19 protein-coding genes and 4 tRNA genes are annotated in these 16,963 nt (G+C 59.0%); 10 read left to right on the top strand and 13 right to left on the bottom strand.

Translation table 11 applies throughout. The annotated features are described in order from the left end of the window. Positions 1 to 68 precede the first annotated feature (68 nt). Entirely contained in the window at positions 69 to 833 is a 765-nt protein-coding gene (locus CGA21_RS06125; protein WP_188263778.1) for an SDR family NAD(P)-dependent oxidoreductase, read from the bottom strand. A gap of 170 nt (positions 834 to 1,003) precedes the next feature. On the opposite strand from CGA21_RS06125, the gene CGA21_RS06120 reads away from it, so the two are divergent. Next, positions 1,004 to 1,948, top strand: a complete 945-nt coding sequence (locus CGA21_RS06120) for a helix-turn-helix domain-containing protein (protein ID WP_188263777.1) — start codon at positions 1,004 to 1,006, stop codon at positions 1,946 to 1,948. Positions 1,949 to 1,968: 20 nt separating this feature from the next. On the opposite strand, the gene CGA21_RS06115 is transcribed toward CGA21_RS06120, so the two are convergent. Then, the gene (locus CGA21_RS06115) at positions 1,969 to 2,877 is read right to left on the bottom strand and encodes a LysR family transcriptional regulator (RefSeq protein WP_188263776.1); all 909 of its coding nucleotides are present in this window, start codon (positions 2,875 to 2,877) and stop codon (positions 1,969 to 1,971) included. Positions 2,878 to 3,021: 144 nt separating this feature from the next. On the opposite strand from CGA21_RS06115, the gene CGA21_RS06110 reads away from it, so the two are divergent. The 3 genes from CGA21_RS06110 (at position 3,022) to CGA21_RS06100 (ending at position 5,452) form a co-directional block, all read left to right on the top strand. After that, positions 3,022 to 3,582 (top strand): NADPH-dependent FMN reductase, encoded by a 561-nt coding sequence (locus CGA21_RS06110; RefSeq protein ID WP_188263775.1) that lies wholly within the window; start codon positions 3,022 to 3,024, stop codon positions 3,580 to 3,582. A gap of 130 nt (positions 3,583 to 3,712) precedes the next feature. Continuing rightward, a complete protein-coding gene (locus CGA21_RS06105) occupies positions 3,713 to 4,450 on the top strand; it encodes an SDR family oxidoreductase (RefSeq protein ID WP_188263774.1) in 738 nt (245 codons plus the stop codon). 174 nt (positions 4,451 to 4,624) lie between these two features. Then, positions 4,625 to 5,452: an alpha/beta fold hydrolase gene (locus tag CGA21_RS06100; protein WP_188263773.1), complete on the top strand. Its 828-nt coding sequence runs from the start codon at positions 4,625 to 4,627 to the stop codon at positions 5,450 to 5,452. On the opposite strand, the gene CGA21_RS06095 is transcribed toward CGA21_RS06100, so the two are convergent. Then, complete coding sequence (locus tag CGA21_RS06095) at positions 5,449 to 5,709, bottom strand: DUF3616 domain-containing protein (protein WP_223194022.1); 261 nt, start codon at positions 5,707 to 5,709, stop codon at positions 5,449 to 5,451. The two genes, CGA21_RS06100 and CGA21_RS06095, sit on opposite strands and share 4 nt — an antisense overlap. A gap of 283 nt (positions 5,710 to 5,992) precedes the next feature. Here CGA21_RS06095 and CGA21_RS06090 point away from each other — a divergent pair, with 283 nt between their 5' ends. Continuing rightward, positions 5,993 to 6,673, top strand: a complete 681-nt coding sequence (locus CGA21_RS06090) for a polysaccharide lyase family 7 protein (protein WP_188263772.1) — start codon at positions 5,993 to 5,995, stop codon at positions 6,671 to 6,673. Between the two features lie 133 nt (positions 6,674 to 6,806). On the opposite strand, the gene CGA21_RS06085 is transcribed toward CGA21_RS06090, so the two are convergent. The 5 genes from CGA21_RS06085 to CGA21_RS06065 form a co-directional block, all read right to left on the bottom strand. Next, on the bottom strand, positions 6,807 to 7,214 hold the full coding sequence (locus CGA21_RS06085; protein ID WP_110749715.1) for a sel1 repeat family protein: 408 nt from the start codon (positions 7,212 to 7,214) through the stop codon (positions 6,807 to 6,809). Further along, positions 7,215 to 7,586 carry a hypothetical protein gene (locus CGA21_RS06080; RefSeq protein ID WP_020796778.1) on the bottom strand — a complete coding sequence of 124 codons (372 nt, stop codon included), beginning with the start codon at positions 7,584 to 7,586 and terminating at the stop codon, positions 7,215 to 7,217. Then, on the bottom strand, positions 7,583 to 7,924 hold the full coding sequence (locus CGA21_RS06075) for a helix-turn-helix transcriptional regulator (protein ID WP_110749800.1): 342 nt from the start codon (positions 7,922 to 7,924) through the stop codon (positions 7,583 to 7,585). The genes CGA21_RS06080 and CGA21_RS06075 overlap by 4 nt, the downstream gene beginning before the upstream one ends. Positions 7,925 to 8,038: 114 nt before the next feature. Further along, positions 8,039 to 8,494 (bottom strand): YkvA family protein, encoded by a 456-nt coding sequence (locus CGA21_RS06070; protein WP_020796776.1) that lies wholly within the window; start codon positions 8,492 to 8,494, stop codon positions 8,039 to 8,041. Between the two features lie 313 nt (positions 8,495 to 8,807). Further along, positions 8,808 to 9,521, bottom strand: coding sequence for an FKBP-type peptidyl-prolyl cis-trans isomerase (locus CGA21_RS06065; RefSeq protein WP_020796775.1), 714 nt, complete (start codon positions 9,519 to 9,521; stop codon positions 8,808 to 8,810). 255 nt (positions 9,522 to 9,776) lie between these two features. Here CGA21_RS06065 and CGA21_RS06060 point away from each other — a divergent pair, with 255 nt between their 5' ends. Together CGA21_RS06060 and CGA21_RS06055 are read left to right on the top strand one after the other, a co-directional pair. Then, the gene (locus CGA21_RS06060) at positions 9,777 to 11,585 is read left to right on the top strand and encodes a di-heme-cytochrome C peroxidase (RefSeq protein WP_188263771.1); all 1,809 of its coding nucleotides are present in this window, start codon (positions 9,777 to 9,779) and stop codon (positions 11,583 to 11,585) included. Further along, entirely contained in the window at positions 11,582 to 12,715 is a 1,134-nt protein-coding gene (locus CGA21_RS06055; protein WP_188263770.1) for a catalase family protein, read from the top strand. The genes CGA21_RS06060 and CGA21_RS06055 overlap by 4 nt, the downstream gene beginning before the upstream one ends. 188 nt (positions 12,716 to 12,903) lie before the next feature. Here CGA21_RS06055 and CGA21_RS06050 read toward each other — a convergent pair. The 4 genes from CGA21_RS06050 to CGA21_RS06035 all read right to left on the bottom strand — a co-directional run bounded on the left by CGA21_RS06050 (position 12,904) and on the right by CGA21_RS06035 (position 13,444). Beyond that, positions 12,904 to 12,980 (bottom strand) — tRNA-Asp (locus tag CGA21_RS06050). Positions 12,981 to 12,999: 19 nt separating this feature from the next. Further along, positions 13,000 to 13,075, bottom strand: a tRNA-Val gene (locus tag CGA21_RS06045). A gap of 197 nt (positions 13,076 to 13,272) precedes the next feature. Then, positions 13,273 to 13,349: transfer RNA gene (locus tag CGA21_RS06040), tRNA-Asp, on the bottom strand. Positions 13,350 to 13,368: 19 nt separating this feature from the next. Continuing rightward, a tRNA-Val gene (locus CGA21_RS06035) sits at positions 13,369 to 13,444 on the bottom strand. Between the two features lie 160 nt (positions 13,445 to 13,604). Here CGA21_RS06035 and rdgC point away from each other — a divergent pair. The 3 genes from rdgC to sugE all read left to right on the top strand — a co-directional run bounded on the left by rdgC (position 13,605) and on the right by sugE (position 16,070). Then, the gene (rdgC, locus tag CGA21_RS06030; RefSeq protein ID WP_008060875.1) at positions 13,605 to 14,525 is read left to right on the top strand and encodes a recombination-associated protein RdgC; all 921 of its coding nucleotides are present in this window, start codon (positions 13,605 to 13,607) and stop codon (positions 14,523 to 14,525) included. Between the two features lie 145 nt (positions 14,526 to 14,670). Further along, positions 14,671 to 15,636 carry a bile acid:sodium symporter family protein gene (locus CGA21_RS06025; RefSeq protein WP_110749723.1) on the top strand — a complete coding sequence of 322 codons (966 nt, stop codon included), beginning with the start codon at positions 14,671 to 14,673 and terminating at the stop codon, positions 15,634 to 15,636. 119 nt (positions 15,637 to 15,755) lie between these two features. Continuing rightward, entirely contained in the window at positions 15,756 to 16,070 is a 315-nt protein-coding gene (gene sugE / locus CGA21_RS06020; protein WP_008060873.1) for a quaternary ammonium compound efflux SMR transporter SugE, read from the top strand. Positions 16,071 to 16,141: 71 nt separating this feature from the next. Here the strand turns inward: sugE and CGA21_RS06015 are convergent, their stop codons facing one another. Continuing rightward, positions 16,142 to 16,936 (bottom strand): TenA family transcriptional regulator, encoded by a 795-nt coding sequence (locus tag CGA21_RS06015; protein ID WP_188263769.1) that lies wholly within the window; start codon positions 16,934 to 16,936, stop codon positions 16,142 to 16,144. Positions 16,937 to 16,963: the final 27 nt, after the last annotated feature.

Raw genomic sequence — 16,963 nt, 5'->3', positions numbered from 1 at the left:
CATGCTTGGTCACCATGACCTGCGCAGGCTGCTCATTGCTTCAGTGCTCAGACTGCCAGGTCGCCCGATCAACCAGCGGTGACAGTCATGCCACCGTCGGCCATGACCACGGAACCGACGATGAAGCTCGCGCGGTCCGAGGCGAGAAATGCCACCACTTCGGCGATTTCCTCAGGCTGCGCGGCACGGCCAATGGGAGCGGCTTCGCCATGCCGGGCCAGGAAGCCGGGACCGTCGTCAACCACGTCGTTGAGGATGTTGGTCACCACGTCGCCGACGCCGATGGCATTGACTCGAATGCCATGCTCGATTACCTCGAGCGCCAGCGTGCGGGTCAACTGGGCCAGTGCGCCTTTTGATGCGGTGTAAGCGGCAATGGTTGGGAATGCGAAATAGGCTGCGTAAGAGGCAATGTTGACTATCGCTCCCGATTTATTGGGCATCATCGCCTTGACCGCTTCGCGGCAATGCAGGAAGGCCGCGGTTGCATTGACCGCCTGGATGCGCTCCCAGTCTTCGCGGGTCATGTCAATGACCAACTTGTTGATGATGATCCCGGCGTTGTTGACCAGAATGTCCAGCCGACCGAACGTCTCGACGGCCAAACCGACTGCGCGCTCGGCGACGCCGTCTTCGGTGATATCGGCCACCAGTGGCACTAACCCGGGGCGGGCGAGTTCTTCGACGGTGGGATTGCGGTCTTCAGCGATGACCTTGGCGCCGCGCGCATGCAGCAACAGTGCGATAGCCTTGCCGATGCCACTGGCAGCGCCGGTGACCAGCGCGACTTTGCCTTCGACTTCGTTGGGGATGCTGTGGTTGATCTCAGTCATGGTGCTCTCCTGCATTGCAAGCCACCGAGATATTCAGCGGCTCAGCGCCCCTGAGGCGCTGTCGTTATCGACGGCTTCACTGTCTCGCAATGGGCTGGGTTGAGCTTTCGCAGGCTTGCCGAAGCTGTCGGAGTTTTGCGCTAACGTTAATACCGCCCCCAGCTTTTTCGATGGAGCCTCCAGTGCATCCGCACGAATATGAAGACCTGACGCCGCTCGATGCACAGCGCATCACGGCCGAATCGATGCCACGTCATCTGCCGGGAACACCGCAGGTGGTGCCGCGGCTCCCGCAGATGCCGGATGTGGTGGTGCAGTTGTTTAACCATCGGAGCACCGTCGAGCCGATACTGGTGCCTGCAGTGGTAGAGCCACTGCTGGTATTGGTCCTGGCTGGAACGGCCAGGGTCGAAGAACGCTCCCTCGGTGGCGCATGGAAAGCCGTCCAGGTGCAGGCTGGCGACTTCTTTCTCACCAATACAACCGAGCCTTACGAGATGCGCTGGCAGACAATCGGGTGCGACACCTTCGAAGTTATGCATCTCTATCTCGGCCTTCCACTGATCGACCAGGCTGCCCGTGATCTTCTGGGCGAGCACACTGCTTCAGTGACTTTCCTCGATGTCTCCGGTGCCCAGGATGAGCGCGTGAATTTCATGCTTGATCAGTTGCGCCTGGAGTTGATCGAGGAACCTGAGCCCAGCCTGTTGTTCGTACACAGCCTGGCTCAGGCGCTGACCGTTCACCTGATACGCCGTTATCTCGATCTGCAGAGCGCTCCCCGACGCAGTACCGCACTACAGGCTTACAAGCTGCGACGCGTCATCGATGCGATGAACGAGCAGCTGGCCGATGAATTCCGCCTTGCGCATTTGGCTGATATCGCCGAACTGAGCGAGTATCACTTCAGTCGGATGTTCAAACGCGCCACCGGGCTGGCACCATCGCAGTACTTCATCCGTCTGCGCATGAGTCGCGCCCGCCATCTGCTGCTTGAGACCGATCGCAGCATTATTGATGTTGGATTGGAAGTGGGTTATTCCAGCCCCAGCCATTTCTCCCAGGTTTTTCGTCGTGAGGTGGGTGTCACGCCCAGCGCTTTTCGCCAAGCGTGACATGCCCTGCAAGTTCGCGATTAGTGGATCGCGAGGTTTGCCGCCAGAAAATCCATGAAGACTCTGACGCGTGTGGGCAACTTTCCTCCCTGCCCTACGTAAACCGCATGCACTTCAGTTTTCGCAATGGGCATGAAGTCCTGTAATACCGGGAGAAGCCGGCCATCCGCAAGATCGTGCTCGACCTGGCAAAATCCTACGCGCGCAAGGCCGAGCCCGAGGATTGCAAGTTCTCGTACTCCATTGCCGTCACTGACCCGTGCATTGCCGGTAACGGACACCGGAACAGGTTGGCCGTCATCGCCCATGAAGTTCCACTCCATCATGGGTTGGCCAAAAGTGAACCCCAGACAGTTGTGGTCTACGAGATCGGCCGGAGTTTTTGGTAGGCCACGTGCTGCCAGGTAGTCAGGTGAAGCCACGATGAGAGCTCGCGTCTCGCCCAAGCGCCTGGCCACAAGATTGGAGCTTTTGAGCGGGCCGCTGCGGATGGCCACGTCAACGCGTGCGCTGATCAGGTCGACGACTTCGTCACTGAGGAAAACCTCCACTGATACCCCTGGGTGGTCTCGCAAGAAAGTCTTCAACAGGGGCAGCAGGTACAAACGCCCGATGTCGACATTGCAGTTGACCCGCACTGTTCCCTGAGGTGCGCTGCTTGCCGCCGCCTCCTGCTCCGCCTCATCGAGCGCGGCCAGGATAGTCAGGCTGCGCTCATAGAACGCGGCCCCTTCAGGGGTGAGCAACTGCCGTCTTGTCGAGCGATTGAGCAGACGCGTCCCCAGGCGGTTTTCCAGCCTTGAAACCAGCTTACTGACCGCTGATGGGGTCATCGCACAGTGCCTGGCGGCAGCCGTGTAGCCGCCATCTTCAACGACCCTGACGAACACGTTCATTTCGGCGAAGCAGTTTATGTCCAACCGTCTCATATGAATTCACGTCACAAGTTGTATGCCCCAGAACCGGCTATATCTGCCGCGCTCCCGCTCATACTCTAATCCAGAGCCTGAAAGGCGCAGGTGAAATTCAGCAAATGACGTGCCACCACTTGGATACCAAGTCTGGAGGATGAGATGAATAACGAGATGAAACTGGTCCTGATTCACAGTGGTGAGGATGAAGAAGGACTACAGCCTGCGCTGGTGAAATGGGTTGCCGATGTTCTAGCGCAACGTGCGGAGTTCGAGCCCTGGTGGGTAGAACCCGCCCACCTCATGGCCAGGTCTGACAATGCAGTCGTTCAGGAAAGTCTTCGTCATTTGGCCGACGCTGATGCGTTCCTGATCATTACATCGGAACACCGCAATGTGCATCACTGCGAGCTGAAAGCATTCATTGACCGGGTTTCGGATCGTTGGCACGCAAGGCCGGTGGCATTCATCGGCTACGGCGCAGCGTCGGGTGGACTGTGTGCGATTGATCAGCTTCGCCAGATACTGGCCGGACAGCACGCGGTACCCATCTGCAATTTCGTGTCCTTCCCTGATCCTTGGGCGCTAATCGATGCGGATGGAGTGTTACGTCAACCTGATCAAGCCAGGCTTCCAATGGCTCGAATGCTGGTACAGCTGAACTGGTGGGCGAGAGCTTTGAAGGCTGCGCGGCAACAGATGCCCTATGCACTGGTGAGCTGAGCCTTAATGCAAAAGCTTCACCGCAGAAATAGGCAAAAGTTACGCAGTATTCGACTAACGAAAACGTGTTGTCCGTCCCTAACCTAGCTTCCAGACCCGCTTCCTGGGCGAACAGAAGAGGAAACCGATCATGTTGAACATCAAGGACAAAGTCATCGCAATCACCGGTGCAAGCAGCGGTATCGGAGAGGCTACCGCGCGCCTGCTGGCTAGCCAAGGCGCGAAGGTAGTACTCGGCGCGCGTCGTACCGACCGACTTGAAAAGATTGCTGGCGATATCAACGCCTGCGGCGGCAGGGCTGAATTCCGTGCCCTGGACGTCACAGACAGAAAGGATGTCCAGGACTTCATCGACTTCGCCGTTAACCGGTTCGATCGGGTCGATGTGCTGGTGAATAACGCGGGTGTGATGCCTCTTTCCAAACTCGAGGCACTCAAGGTGGATGAGTGGGACCGTATGATTGACGTGAATATCCGCGGAGTGCTGCACGGCATCGCTGCCACATTGCCACTGATGCAGCGCCAACGGGCGGGGCAGATCATCAATATTGCCTCTATCGGTGCCTACGCAGTGAGCCCGACCGCGGCCGTTTATTGCGCCACCAAGTACGCCGTGCGGGCCATTTCCGAAGGTCTGCGACAAGAGGTGGGAGGCGATATTCGGGTTACCGTCATAGCGCCTGGTGTCACTGAGTCCGAGCTGGCCGAAAGCATCTCTGATGAAGGGGGGCGCGCAGAGATGAAAGAGTTTCGCAAGATCGCGATTTCGGCCGACGCCATCGCGAGAGCAATCACCTATGCCATTGAGCAACCTGCGGATGTAGATGTAAGCGAGCTGATCGTTCGGCCGACGGCGAGCCCATTCTGACGACGCAGGCAATTGCCGGGTGGCCAGCGTATTGGCCACGGCCTCGCAGAACGAGGTGGTTCAACCGATTGAATTCATCAGGGTTGATGTTGAAATGGTTTCCTTGGCTAATCGGCCAGGGATCATCTGCACCCCAGACGCTGTCTTAACAGCGGGCAGGCCCAAGGGGAAACCATGACAACGCAAAAACTAACCGTCAAAGACCTGCAATTGAACGTTTCAATACGCGGCCAAGGCTCACCGCTGCTCTTGCTCAACGGCCTGGGTGGTTTGATCCGTACTTTCGACCTCTTGCGCGATGAACTGGCGGACTACAGGACCATTACGCTGGACGTGCCCGGGGTCGGCAAATCGCAAATGCCGCGCTGGCCCATGCGTCTGCCGCGCCATGCCGACCTGATCGCCGAGCTGCTCAAGCAATTGGGCATCGACCAGGTCGATGTGTTCGGCGTAAGTTGGGGCGGTGCATTGGCGCAGGAATTCGCCCTGCGTTACCCGGGCATGGTGCGCCGGTTGATCCTGGCGGCGACATCGGCGGGTCCGGCGATGCTGGTGAAGCCCGCCGATATCCTGGACTTTTTTGCCAGCGGTAAAAGCCCCAGGCAGCGCAAGCAAGAAGGCTCGCGCAATTCACTGCAGGCGCTGCTGCGCTTCGGTGTGATGAAGGGCATGCTCACGGCCAACCCGCGAACCTATTACCACCAGCTCACCGCCCTGGTCGGCTGGACCAGCCTGCTGCGGCTGTTCCGTCTGCGACAGCGCACGCTGATTCTCACCGGCGAACGCGATACCCTGGTGCGGCTGTACAACGCGCACATCCTAAGTCGCACCATTCGCCGTGCCGAACTGCACGTCCTGCAGGGCGAGGGGCATTTTTTCGTGGTGACCAGCACCAGGCGAACCGCCGAAGCGATACGCGAATTCCTCTGCCGGCAGCACGACGATGAAGAGCCGGTGCCAATGAGGGGTGACGCCCGCGTTGACGTCGATGTACGTGGCTAATCCAGGATGAACAGGTCCCCTTCCACATCCGTATCGCCGTGTTTACGACTCTGCGCCGCGGAGTCGTAGACGATCATCAGAACCTCCCCAGGCTGCCCGCCCGATTTAAACAGACACATGCCTTCAGCGTGATCGTTGCCTTGCCCGAAAGGCACCTCCAGCACCTTCTCCAATTGATCGGCGAAAACCACGTTTTGCTCGTCAGACGCGAAACCGCCGCCCCAGCGCAAGACCGTTACCGGACCGTCCTGCTCCATCGTGTAGGGCCCGCCAGGCTCAGTAAATCGTGCGAAAGGCTGGCCTAGGCACGTTCGCTGCTGCGCCTGCGCAACCCGGATTAGTTCCATCCACTACGAAAATAGCCGACGAACGGTAAAACCCATAGGCACAAAGCCTGCAATAAACACCCTGACGAGCATTTGACGTCAATCTACCGCCATACGGATTTTCCTAATCAGCAGACCCAATTGATACAGCTCAATAGCGTCGGTTCGAGTGCAACTGTGGCCGCAACATTCCCCCACATACAGGATTATTGACATGATCGATCTCGCCACCTGGAATTTAAGCATCCCTGAAGGCAGCCCACCGGCCACAATAGAAACACCTCGATTGGCGCAAGGCTTCAAGGACCAGTATTTCAGCTCCGAAGCCGCTACGCTTTCCTTCTGGGCACCTGTGACCGGTTCCAGAACGGCCAACGCCATTTATCCGCGCAGCGAGTTGCGGGAAACCTATAGTGATGGAACGCTGCGCAACTGGCAGTATTCAGCGGCGGATAACATCCTGCGGGCGAGCCTGACAGTCAATCAGGTCCCCAGCACCGGCAAGATCGTGATTGGACAGATTCACAACAAGGACAGCAACAACCCCATGGTGAAGCTGGAATACCAATACAAAACGTCGGCTTCGACGGGGAACATTGTCGCCAAGGTGCGCATGCGCCCCGACGATGAAGAGGGCCGGGTCATTACCATTGCGACGGGGGTGCCACTCGACCACGACTTTTCCTACCAGATCCACCTCAGCCCGAAGGGCGCACTGGGCATCAGCGCAGCAGGAAACAACTGGAGAACCACCATCGACCCGAGCTGGAAGACTAAACCACTTTATTTCAAAGCAGGGGCGTATGTGCAGGACAACACCGGCTATCCCACCGAGGGCGCAAGAGTGACGTTCAGGATGCTGGAGATCCAACACAACATTAAGTCGCTTCTCTAGGTCACTATCGTTGGCAAGCCGATCCGAAGGGTGAAGACTCAAGTGGACTTCCCCATCGATCGGCTACCAAGTGATCGCTGTCAGTAACTCAACAACGCGAGCGGCAGATGCCCTCGTTTCGAAAAATAATCGATTACTGCGAAGACCCGCCAGCCGCCAACTCCTTGAGTTTGATCTCGGCCAATGGATGCCCGGCCTTGGCCGCCAGTGCCCAGAACCGCGCCGCTTCCGCCGGATCCGGCGCCTTGCTCGGGCTTCCGGCCAGGCTGATCACGCCCACTTGGTAGGCGGCCTTGCCATCACCGGCCAGTGCGGCCAGGCGCAACAGCCGAATACCCTCCTCCCGCGCCCCCAGGCCGACGCCACGAAAGGTCAGGATGTGCCCATAGAAACTCTGCGCGCCGACATCGCCCAGGTTGGCCATGCGTGCGAATTGACCCTCCATCCAGCGCCAGCCGCGAGGCTGGCGCACGAACCATGGCCAGTGAAACAACCGGCGAGCCAGCCAGTAACCGGCCCGCGCCTTGAGCTTCAGGAACACTCAGGCTTCCGCCGATTCGGGGTACTCGTATTCGAATACGCGAACCACTTCCGAGGCATGCCATGAGGCAGCGGCGACGCCATCGGACGGGCCGGTGAAGCGCCCCAGGCGCTCGACGCATTCGAAGAATCCGGTACGTGGCAAGCGGCTGGCACCCTGGCTGATCACCAGGGAACTGCGCAGCGGCTGTTCGGCCTTGGCATCCAGTGCGGCCAGATGTTCAAGTGCGGCGGTCAGGGTTTGCATGGCGGGCGTAGGAAGCTGCAATCGCTCCAGCAATGCCCGGTAGGTCAGGAGATGACGCTGTCGGCGTGCCTGATCCAGCTCGCCCAGCAATCCATCCCAGTGTTGACGACTGATGCGTACGCTCACGATTCATCCCTCCACCCTGGCACCGTCAATTCCCAGGCCAGGCTGCGGCGAATCGCGGCGTCGGGCAGACGCTCGCCACTTTCGATCATGGCCAGGTAAGACGGGCTGATGCCTACCGTGCGGGCGAGCGCCTCGATGGCGATGCCCTTCCCTTCGCGCAAACTGCGTAGTTGATCCAGACCCGGAAGAATAGCGTCTGGTGTAGTCGCGAGCGGCGTCGGGGCCGCACGTGACGGTGCTTCGTTGATGCCTGCTGCTTTCAGTAGAGCCTGATACTGAGCCCACGGCAGAACCGCGTATTCGGGCTCGCCTTCGCGTGTAATTATCTGAATATCCATGATTACCCCGTAGGACAACAACACTTAGCGAGTCGGCACTTTTCCCTAGAAGTGTAATCCTAACAGCGGCCAAGGTCGCGGGGGCTATCTATATGAAGCGCAGACGGGATCGAATCAGGTTTTTTTCGGTTTCTGCAGCTTGAGTTGCTCAGGGGTGTCGGGCAATCGCTCGACCACCGCGAGTTTTTCCGGGACCTGGCGTTTGCGCCAGGCGCGGAAGGCGTTGAGCTCATCGTCGAGGACTTTCATCAGCCAAGCCAGCACGGCGATGTCATCGATCATGCCGAACAGCGGCAGAAAATCCGGAATGGCATCGACCGGACTGAGGAAATACATCAGGCCGGCGACCACCGATATCAGCGCCTTGGGACTGATGGCCCGGTATTCGCCACGCCAGTACGCCAGGCACAACGCCTGTAACAGGCGCAGATCATCCTTGAGCTTGCCCAATCGGTTACCCTGGCTGGCACTTTTGCTGGCCACCGCAAACAGCAAGGTCGGCAAGCGCCCACGGGCGAGCAGGCGTCCGGCCAAGGGCAGGAAACGAGCAAAATTCCAGGGTGCTTTCATGACGCCTCCGGCAGAAATGTTATCCACACAAATTGTGGATAACCTTGTGAACAGAGCCACTTTTCATGGCTGAAAGGCCCGCTGCATAAGGGCTTCACTCAGATCGGGCGTTTTTTACCCATCTAAAAAAACCTAATATTTCATTGACTTGGAGGTCTGCCGAAGGTTAGGCACGCCCCCCCCCACACTGACTATGACTTCAGTGTACGGCAACTGTTCGCTTTGTTTACCTGTGCACGCAGGTTCGTGCAATCAACGCCAAATGCAACAACGCCCCGCATGAGCGAGGCGTTGTCGTTAAAGCAGACGCGAATTACTTGGCAGCGTCTTCTTTTGCTGGATCTTTGATTCCCAGCAGTTCCAGGTCGAACACCAGCACCGAGTTGGCCGGGATCGCCGGGCTTGGGCTTTGCGCGCCGTAAGCCAATTCGCTAGGAATATACAGCTTGTACTTCTCGCCTACGTGCATCAGTTGCAGGCCTTCGACCCAACCCGGGATCACACCGCTGACCGGCAGATCGATCGGGCTGCCGCGCTCGACGGAGCTGTCGAAAACGGTGCCGTTGGTCAGCTTGCCGGTGTAGTGGACGGTCACTACGTCAGTCGGCTTTGGCTGGGCGCCATCGGCTTTCTTTTCCACTTCATATTGCAGGCCCGAAGCGGTAGTCACGACGCCAGCTTTCTTGGCGTTTTCTTCGAGGAATTTCTTGCCGGCAGCTGCCGACTCTTCGCTCATCTTGGCCATACGCTCTTCAGCGCGCTTTTGCAGCGCCGCGAAGGCTTCTACCAATTCTTCATCCTTGAGTTTCTGTTCTTTCTTGCCGACCGCATCTTCGATGCCCTGGGCAACGGCTTTGGAGTCCAGATCATCCATGCCTTCCTGAGCCAGGCTCTTGCCCATGTTCAGGCCAATTCCGTAGGAAGCTTTTTGCGCCGGGGTTTTCAGCTCTACGCTGGTTTGCGAATCGCAACCCGCAAGTACCAGGCTAACCAGGGCCACCGCCGCCGCCAACCGATGCTGTTTCATGCTATTTCCTTGTTCATGCGCCTAAAGGGCAATCGAGTAAAGTCGCGAGCTTATCAGGCGGCCACGACCAATGGCTACCGGCATGAGAGCCACAAACTGGCGATAAGTTCAGGTGTTTAAACGCATTTAACCAAGTTGATGATGAAACTTGCGTCATCTTGCACTCAGGAAAGCTGAACATCTGGCGTAATGGCCTCTTGCCGCATCCCTGACCCTAAGGCATAACGGTAGCAATAATAGACAAGGATGGTCCACGTGCGCGTTTTGCTCCGCTTATTGGCTCTTTTTGCTGCTTTGGTGCTCCTCGCCCTGGCCGTGGTCCTGTACTACGTCGCCAACCCGAAACTGCCGCGCCACGCGGCCGCGCAACAGGTGCATTACCTGGAGCAATGGAACGCCGAAGACCGCCAGCGTTACTATTTCACGCCCCAGGGTACTCAGGTCAAGGGCTTGCATTACGACTGGTTCACCGCCCTGGAACTGCCCTTTTCGCAACAACGTTTCGCCGCGCCGGACTCCCTCGCGCGCTTCGGTTTCCTGATCGACCCCGAGCAGAAACCCACGCCGAACAACCCCGGCAACCTGCCCGTGGGCTTCGCCCGGCATCAGAATCCCGGCAGCGCGGATACATTTCTGGATATTACCTGCGCCGCCTGCCACACCGGTGAACTGCGCTTGAACGGTCAAGCCGTGCGCATCGACGGCGGCTCCGCGCAGCATGTGTTGCCCTCCAGCGTCCCCACCTTGCAGGGCGGCAGTTTTGGCCAGGCGCTGGTCGCGAGCCTGGCTTTCACTTACTACAACCCCTGGAAGTTCGAACGTTTCGCCCGCAACGTCCTTGGACCTGACTACGACACCGGGCACCAGGCACTGCGCGAGGCATTCAAGGGTTCTCTGGATACTTTCCTGAAGGTGGCCTGGAACGACACTCACCGCGGGCTCTACCCCACCGAAGAAGGTCCCGGGCGCACCGACGCGTTCGGGCGCATTGCCAACGCCAGCTTCGGCGACGCAATTTCCCCCGCCAACTACCGCGTGGCCGATGCCCCCGTCGACTACCCACAGTTATGGGATATGTGGACCTTCGACTGGGTGCAGTGGAATGGCTCGGCGCAGCAGCCCATGGCGCGCAATATCGGTGAAGCCCTGGGAGTAGGCGCCACGCTGAGTTTTTTCGATGCCGAAGGTAAGCCCCTCATGGACGACAATCGGTACCCGTCCAGCGTCCGGGTGCGGGATCTGCACCTGATCGAACAAACCCTGCAACGACTCAAGCCACCAGCCTGGCCGGAAGAATGGTTGGGCGCGGTGGACAAGCCGCTGGCCGCCAAAGGTCGCGCGTTGTTCGCCGAGAACTGCGCCGGTTGCCACGTACCGCGCGTCAGCATCAGCGAAGGGCGCCCGGTGCAACAGTTGAAAATGCTGCCCGTGGAGGCAATCGGCACCGACCCGGGCGCCGCCAACAATATCGCCAATCACCGCTTCGACCTGACAGCCTTGCAGTGGGACCCGGCCGAGTTGGCGCGCCTGGACGTACAACTGCATCCAGCCCCCACCGAACCTCTGGACCTGAGCCAGTTGTCGGTCGCCAAGGGGCTGGCGTATGTCACGGCATTCGTCGGCAACCGCGCCTATCGCGAGGCCGCCGTCACGCCGGCCGAGCGCGCGGACATGGATGGCTTCGGCCTGCCGATCGGCGTCCAGGAATTGCGCGCCTACAAGGCCCGGCCCCTGGCGGGTGTATGGGCAACGCCGCCATTCCTGCACAACGGTTCTGTGCCGAGCATTTATCAATTGCTTTCGTCACAGGACGAACGCGCCACCACCTTTTACAAGGGCACGTTCGAGTACGACCCGAAGCATTTGGGCTATCGCACCGAAGCCTTTAGCAATGGCTTTGTGTTCGACACGCGTATTACCGGCAATCACAACAGCGGGCACGAGTTCCGCGCCGGCAAGCGTGGCAACGGCGTGATCGGGCGCTTGCTGCAACCCGAAGAGCGCTGGGCGTTGCTGGAGTATTTGAAAGTGCTGGGCGGCCCTCTGGAGGCGCAACTGCCATGAAACGACTCTGGATACGCCTGGGCGCCTTTCTCGGCAAGACTCTGCTCTGTTTGCTGGTCCTGGGGTTACTCGGCTGGGCATTGGCCACGGCATGGTTCGCCTGGCAGCACCGTGGACCGGTATCTACGCAAGAGCTGATCCCCGACGGCGAAGCCGCAATGACTCAGGACATCATCCAGACGGCGGTGCGTATCGTCGACCAGCACCGGGAAAACACCCGCTACCTGCGCGATGCCCACGCCAAGGCCCACGGCTGTTTTAAAGCCCAAGTGCAGGTGTTATCGGAACTGGCGGGAGAACTGCGTCAGGGTGTGTTCAGCGAGCCGGGCAAAACCTGGCAGGCGACGCTGCGCCTGTCCAACGGCAACGCCTACCCTCAATTCGACAGCATCCGCGATGCCCGGGGCATGGCGATCAAGTTGCACGATGTGCCCGGAAAACAGCTACTGCGCGATCAGCCGGGTCGTGCTGAACAGGACTTCGTGATGTTCAGTCATCCGAACTTCTTTGTCAGCGATGTCGCCGAGTATCGTCAGAATGTGGCTGCCCAGGCGGATGGCAAAAAGATGCTGGCGTTCTTTCCGGACTGGGACCCGCGCACCTGGCAGGTCCGTCATCTGTTTATCGCCCTGGCGACACTCTCCCCTGCCCCGGAAAGCCCGACGCGCACCCGGTACTTTTCGGTTTCGCCCTACAAATTCGGTGAGGGCAATGCCAAGTTTCGCGTCGTGCCGGATCCTGGCAGCTGCCCGGCCTACTCCTTGCCCGCGCAGAACCGCGAGTTACCGAATTTTCTGCGAAATGCGCTGTACCAGCAGTTATCGACCGATCGGATGCCCGCGTGTTTCGTCTTGCAAATACAGCGGCAGGACCCCGGCAAGTACATGCCGATCGAGGACACCAGTATTGAATGGCAAGAGAGCGATGCGCCCTTCGAGACGGTGGCGCGAATCACCCTGCCCGCCCAGGATTTCGACACCCCGGCACTGAACCTGCAATGCGATAACCAGTCGTTCAACCCTTGGTTCGGGCTTGAGGCGCACCGCCCCATCGGCGGGATCAACCGCTTGCGCAAGGCGGTTTATGAAGCGGTCAGCGATTACCGTCATGCCCGTAATCAAGCTATGTAGGAGCGAGCACGCTCGCGAAAAACTGGAGGGCACCACGGGGTATCAGGTATCCCGCGTCATCGTTGACGTCCATCGCGAGCATGCTCGCTCCTACACGGAAGGAAAACCCAAACGCCAGACAGCAAAAAGCCCGCATTCAGCGGGCTTTCTGTGGTGACCTGGCGTTCAGTGTTCCAGGTTACCGAATATGGCGCAGCGGACGGGACTCGAACCCGCGACCCCCGGCGTGACAGGCCGGTATTCTAACCGACTGAACTACCGCTGCGCGAAACGCTTGAAACGAATGGTGGGTGATGACGGGATCGAACCGCCGACATTCTGCTTGTAAGGCAGACGCTCTCCCAGCTGAGCTAATCACCCTTCGCTTCGTTACGGGACGCATTATGCCACAGATTTTCATAAAGTGTTGATTTATTTGAAGTTTTTTCAAAAAAATCTGAAAACCGGTGAAACGACACATCCCGCGGGTACAACGTACAAACTTGAGGCAGAAAAAAACCCGCCTTGGCGGGTTTTTCCGTGGTGACCTGGCGTTCAGTGGTCCAGGTTACCGAATATGGCGCAGCGGACGGGACTCGAACCCGCGACCCCCGGCGTGACAGGCCGGTATTCTAACCGACTGAACTACCGCTGCGCTAAACACTTGAAACGAATGGTGGGTGATGACGGGATCGAACCGCCGACATTCTGCTTGTAAGGCAGACGCTCTCCCAGCTGAGCTAATCACCCTTCGCTTCGGTGTGGCGCGCATTCTACGGAGCGCCCCCACCTCTGGCAAGCACTTTTTTAATTAATTTTCTGATGCCTTCCAAAGGCTTAGAGAAGGGTTGGCCTATGGCACACGGAGGACAATAATGCCCGCCTTTGCATATAAGGAGAGACTTACCCCATGTGGTTCAAAAACCTGCTTATCTATCGCCTGACCCAAGATCTGCCTGTTGATGCCGAGGCGTTGGAGACTGCACTGGCCACCAAGCTGGCGCGTCCATGTGCAAGCCAGGAGTTGACCACCTACGGTTTCGTCGCACCGTTCGGCAAGGGCGAAGATGCCCCGCTGGTACACGTCAGCGGTGATTTCCTGCTGATCAGCGCGCGCAAGGAAGAACGCATTCTGCCGGGCAGCGTCGTGCGTGACGCGGTGAAGGAAAAGGTCGAAGAGATCGAGGCCGAGCAAATGCGCAAGGTCTATAAAAAGGAACGCGACCAGATCAAGGATGAAATCATCCAGGCCTTCCTGCCGCGCGCCTTTATCCGTCGCTCCTCGACCTTTGCCGCCATCGCGCCGAAACAGGGCCTGATCCTGGTCAACTCGGCCAGCCCGAAACGTGCCGAAGACCTGCTGTCCACCCTGCGTGAAGTGATCGGTACCCTGCCGGTGCGCCCACTGACCGTGAAAATGTCCCCGACCGCGACCATGACCGAGTGGGTCACCACGCAAAAAGCCGCGGACGACTTCTTTGTGCTGGACGAGTGCGAACTGCGCGACACCCACGAAGACGGCGGCATCGTGCGTTGCAAGCGTCAGGACCTGACCAGCGAAGAAATCCAGTTGCACCTGAGCACCGGCAAAGTGGTCACCCAGCTGTCGCTGGCCTGGCAGGACAAACTGTCGTTCGTCCTCGACGACAAGATGGTGGTCAAGCGCCTGAAGTTCGAAGACCTGCTGCAAGACCAGGCGGAACAAGACGGTGGCGATGAAGCCCTCGGCCAACTGGATGCCAGCTTCACGCTGATGATGCTGACGTTCGGTGATTTCCTGCCAGCGCTGGTCGAGGCGTTGGGCGGGGAAGAGACACCACAAGGCATCTAAAGCCTTGTGATTTGAAACTGTGGGAGCGGGCTTGCTCGCGAAAGCGGTGGATCAGTCGACATATATATTGACTGACCCGCCGCTTTCGCGAGCAAGCCCGCTCCCACATTGGGTTTGTGGCGTTCATTAAAATAAGGATCTGGCCATGCGTGCACTGGCTGCATTGAGTCGTTTTGTCGGTAACACCTTCGCCTACTGGGTTCTGATATTCGCCGTCGTGGCATTCCTGCAGCCGGCCTGGTTCATCGGCCTCAAGGGCGCCATCGTGCCGTTGCTGGGGCTGGTGATGTTCGGCATGGGCCTGACCCTCAAGCTCGAAGACTTCGCCGAGGTCGCCCGCCACCCGTGGCGCGTGGCCTTGGGCGTGGTGGCGCATTTTGTGATCATGCCCGGCGTGGCCTGGTTGCTCTGCCAAGCGTTCCATTTGCCCCCAGAGATTGCCGTCGGCGTGATTCTGGTCGGCTGCTGCCCAAGCGGCACCTCGTCGAACGTGATGACTTGGCTGGCACGCGGCGACCTGGCGTTGTCGGTGGCTATCGCTGCCGTGACCACCCTCCTCGCTCCGCTGCTGACACCCGCGTTGATCTGGCTGCTGGCTTCGGCCTGGCTGCCGGTGTCGTTCATGGAGCTGTTCTGGTCGATTCTCCAGGTAGTGCTGCTGCCGATCGTACTGGGTGTCGTTGCCCAGCGACTGCTCGGCGACAAGGTTCGCCACGCCGTGGACGTGTTGCCTCTGGTTTCGGTGGTGAGCATCGTGATCATCGTCACTGCCGTGGTGGCCGCCAGCCAGGCGAAAATTGCCGAATCGGGCCTGTTGATCATGGCCGTGGTCATGCTGCACAACAGCTTTGGTTACCTGCTGGGTTACTTCACCGGGCGCCTGTTCAAGTTGCCACTGCCCCAGCGCAAATCCCTGGCGCTGGAAGTCGGCATGCAGAACTCAGGGCTGGGCGCCGCCTTGGCCAGTGCGCATTTTTCGCCTTTGGCGGCGGTACCGAGCGCGTTGTTCAGTGTCTGGCACAACATTTCCGGGGCGCTGCTTTCGACGTATTTCCGTCGCATGAGCGAGAAGCAGGATCGTGAAGTCGCCGCGCGACAGGCGACCGACTGAACCGAAACTTGATCCCAGGGTTAATGCTGGGCACTATATTGCGCAACGCGAGGACGACCTCGCGGCTCGATCGAGTCATTAACCTTGGGGACGACCCCGTCAATGGATGGAGGTCTTCCATGTCCTGGATCATTCTGTTTTTCGCCGGCTTGTTCGAAGTCGGCTGGGCCGTTGGCCTCAAGTACACCGATGGTTTCAGCCGCCCTCTCCCTACTGCATTGACCGTTGCCGCCATGGCCGTCAGCCTCGGCTTGCTCGGCCTTGCGATGAAGGAGTTGCCGCTGGGCACGGCCTATGCGATCTGGACCGGAGTGGGTGCAGTCGGCACCGTGATTGCCGGAATCATTTTGTTTGGCGAATCCATGGCGCTGGTCCGCCTGGCCAGTGTGGCATTGATCATCACCGGCCTGGTGGGGCTAAAAGTCAGCGCCTGACTGCGCAGCCCATCTGCAAAAAAGCCCGCCTCCTGTCACCAGGCGCGGGCTTTTTCATGAACGCCAATCCGTCAGCTTTCGGCCATCGCCAATCGCTCACGCATCACCGGCGCCTTTTCCGAATGCTCCAACTGCATGCAACGCTCCAGGAACAGGAACATATAGTCGTAGCTCTTGCACACGGCCTGGCGCAATTCCATTTGCAATGACCTGCTCGGATTCATGCCGGCCAGGGTGCAGATGATTTCCAGCGCTTCCCAAGGGTGGGCATCGTCATACTGGGCGTGCATCTTCAACCATTTCATGGCCCGCTTGCGATCCTCCTCCGGGAAGGCTGCCGCGTACAGACCATTGGAACAGACCACCGCCGACCACTCACCGGTCGCGCCTTCGATGGCGTAGTTGGTGGCGGCAATGGCAACGATCAGCGAATCGGCGGAACTGGTGTGCCAGCACCAATGGCTCAAGGCGTGTAGCTCGGGGGCCACCTGCTGCGCCTGCAGATCTTCCAGGCTGACGCCGTGGGCACGGCTCCAATTCACCCAGTAGTCGGCATGGTTGAGTTCGACACGGATATTACGCATCAACCAGCGACGCGCCATGTCCTCGCCAGGGTGGCGGGCAAAACGGGTCTTGGTCAGGTTCTGGGCCATGTATAACGCGAACTGTTCGACCACGGGCCAGCCCCCGATAAGGTACTGGCGCATCGTCTTGGCACTGAGTCTGTTATCTCGCATGCGCTGATACAGCTCGTGCTCTACAACCCGGCGCTTACTCGCGCTGCAATCCTGAATCAGGCGCTGGGCCCAATCGGGATAACTTGCAGCTTCCATGAGTGGTCCGGTTCGGTTGAATGTCTCGATCACTGTCGGGCTCCTTTTGATTGTGATTGT

This window comes from Pseudomonas sp. PSB11 (assembly GCF_014596605.1).
Taxonomy (GTDB): Bacteria; Pseudomonadota; Gammaproteobacteria; order Pseudomonadales; family Pseudomonadaceae; genus Aquipseudomonas; species Aquipseudomonas umsongensis.
Note: the sequence above shows the minus strand (reverse complement) of the source record. Positions and strands in the feature narration are given on the sequence as shown.

Coding starts and splice junctions, on each gene's coding strand:
- CGA21_RS06125 (WP_188263778.1), bottom strand. CDS start 833: ATGACTGAGATCAACCACAGCATCCCCAACGAAGTCGAAGGCAAAGTC.
- CGA21_RS06120 (WP_188263777.1), top strand. CDS start 1,004: ATGGAGCCTCCAGTGCATCCGCACGAATATGAAGACCTGACGCCGCTC.
- CGA21_RS06115 (WP_188263776.1), bottom strand. CDS start 2,877: ATGAGACGGTTGGACATAAACTGCTTCGCCGAAATGAACGTGTTCGTC.
- CGA21_RS06110 (WP_188263775.1), top strand. CDS start 3,022: ATGAATAACGAGATGAAACTGGTCCTGATTCACAGTGGTGAGGATGAA.
- CGA21_RS06105 (WP_188263774.1), top strand. CDS start 3,713: ATGTTGAACATCAAGGACAAAGTCATCGCAATCACCGGTGCAAGCAGC.
- CGA21_RS06100 (WP_188263773.1), top strand. CDS start 4,625: ATGACAACGCAAAAACTAACCGTCAAAGACCTGCAATTGAACGTTTCA.
- CGA21_RS06095 (WP_223194022.1), bottom strand. CDS start 5,709: ATGGAGCAGGACGGTCCGGTAACGGTCTTGCGCTGGGGCGGCGGTTTC.
- CGA21_RS06090 (WP_188263772.1), top strand. CDS start 5,993: ATGATCGATCTCGCCACCTGGAATTTAAGCATCCCTGAAGGCAGCCCA.
- CGA21_RS06075 (WP_110749800.1), bottom strand. CDS start 7,924: ATGGATATTCAGATAATTACACGCGAAGGCGAGCCCGAATACGCGGTT.
- CGA21_RS06070 (WP_020796776.1), bottom strand. CDS start 8,494: ATGAAAGCACCCTGGAATTTTGCTCGTTTCCTGCCCTTGGCCGGACGC.
- CGA21_RS06065 (WP_020796775.1), bottom strand. CDS start 9,521: ATGAAACAGCATCGGTTGGCGGCGGCGGTGGCCCTGGTTAGCCTGGTA.
- CGA21_RS06055 (WP_188263770.1), top strand. CDS start 11,582: ATGAAACGACTCTGGATACGCCTGGGCGCCTTTCTCGGCAAGACTCTG.
- rdgC (WP_008060875.1), top strand. CDS start 13,605: ATGTGGTTCAAAAACCTGCTTATCTATCGCCTGACCCAAGATCTGCCT.
- CGA21_RS06025 (WP_110749723.1), top strand. CDS start 14,671: ATGCGTGCACTGGCTGCATTGAGTCGTTTTGTCGGTAACACCTTCGCC.
- sugE (WP_008060873.1), top strand. CDS start 15,756: ATGTCCTGGATCATTCTGTTTTTCGCCGGCTTGTTCGAAGTCGGCTGG.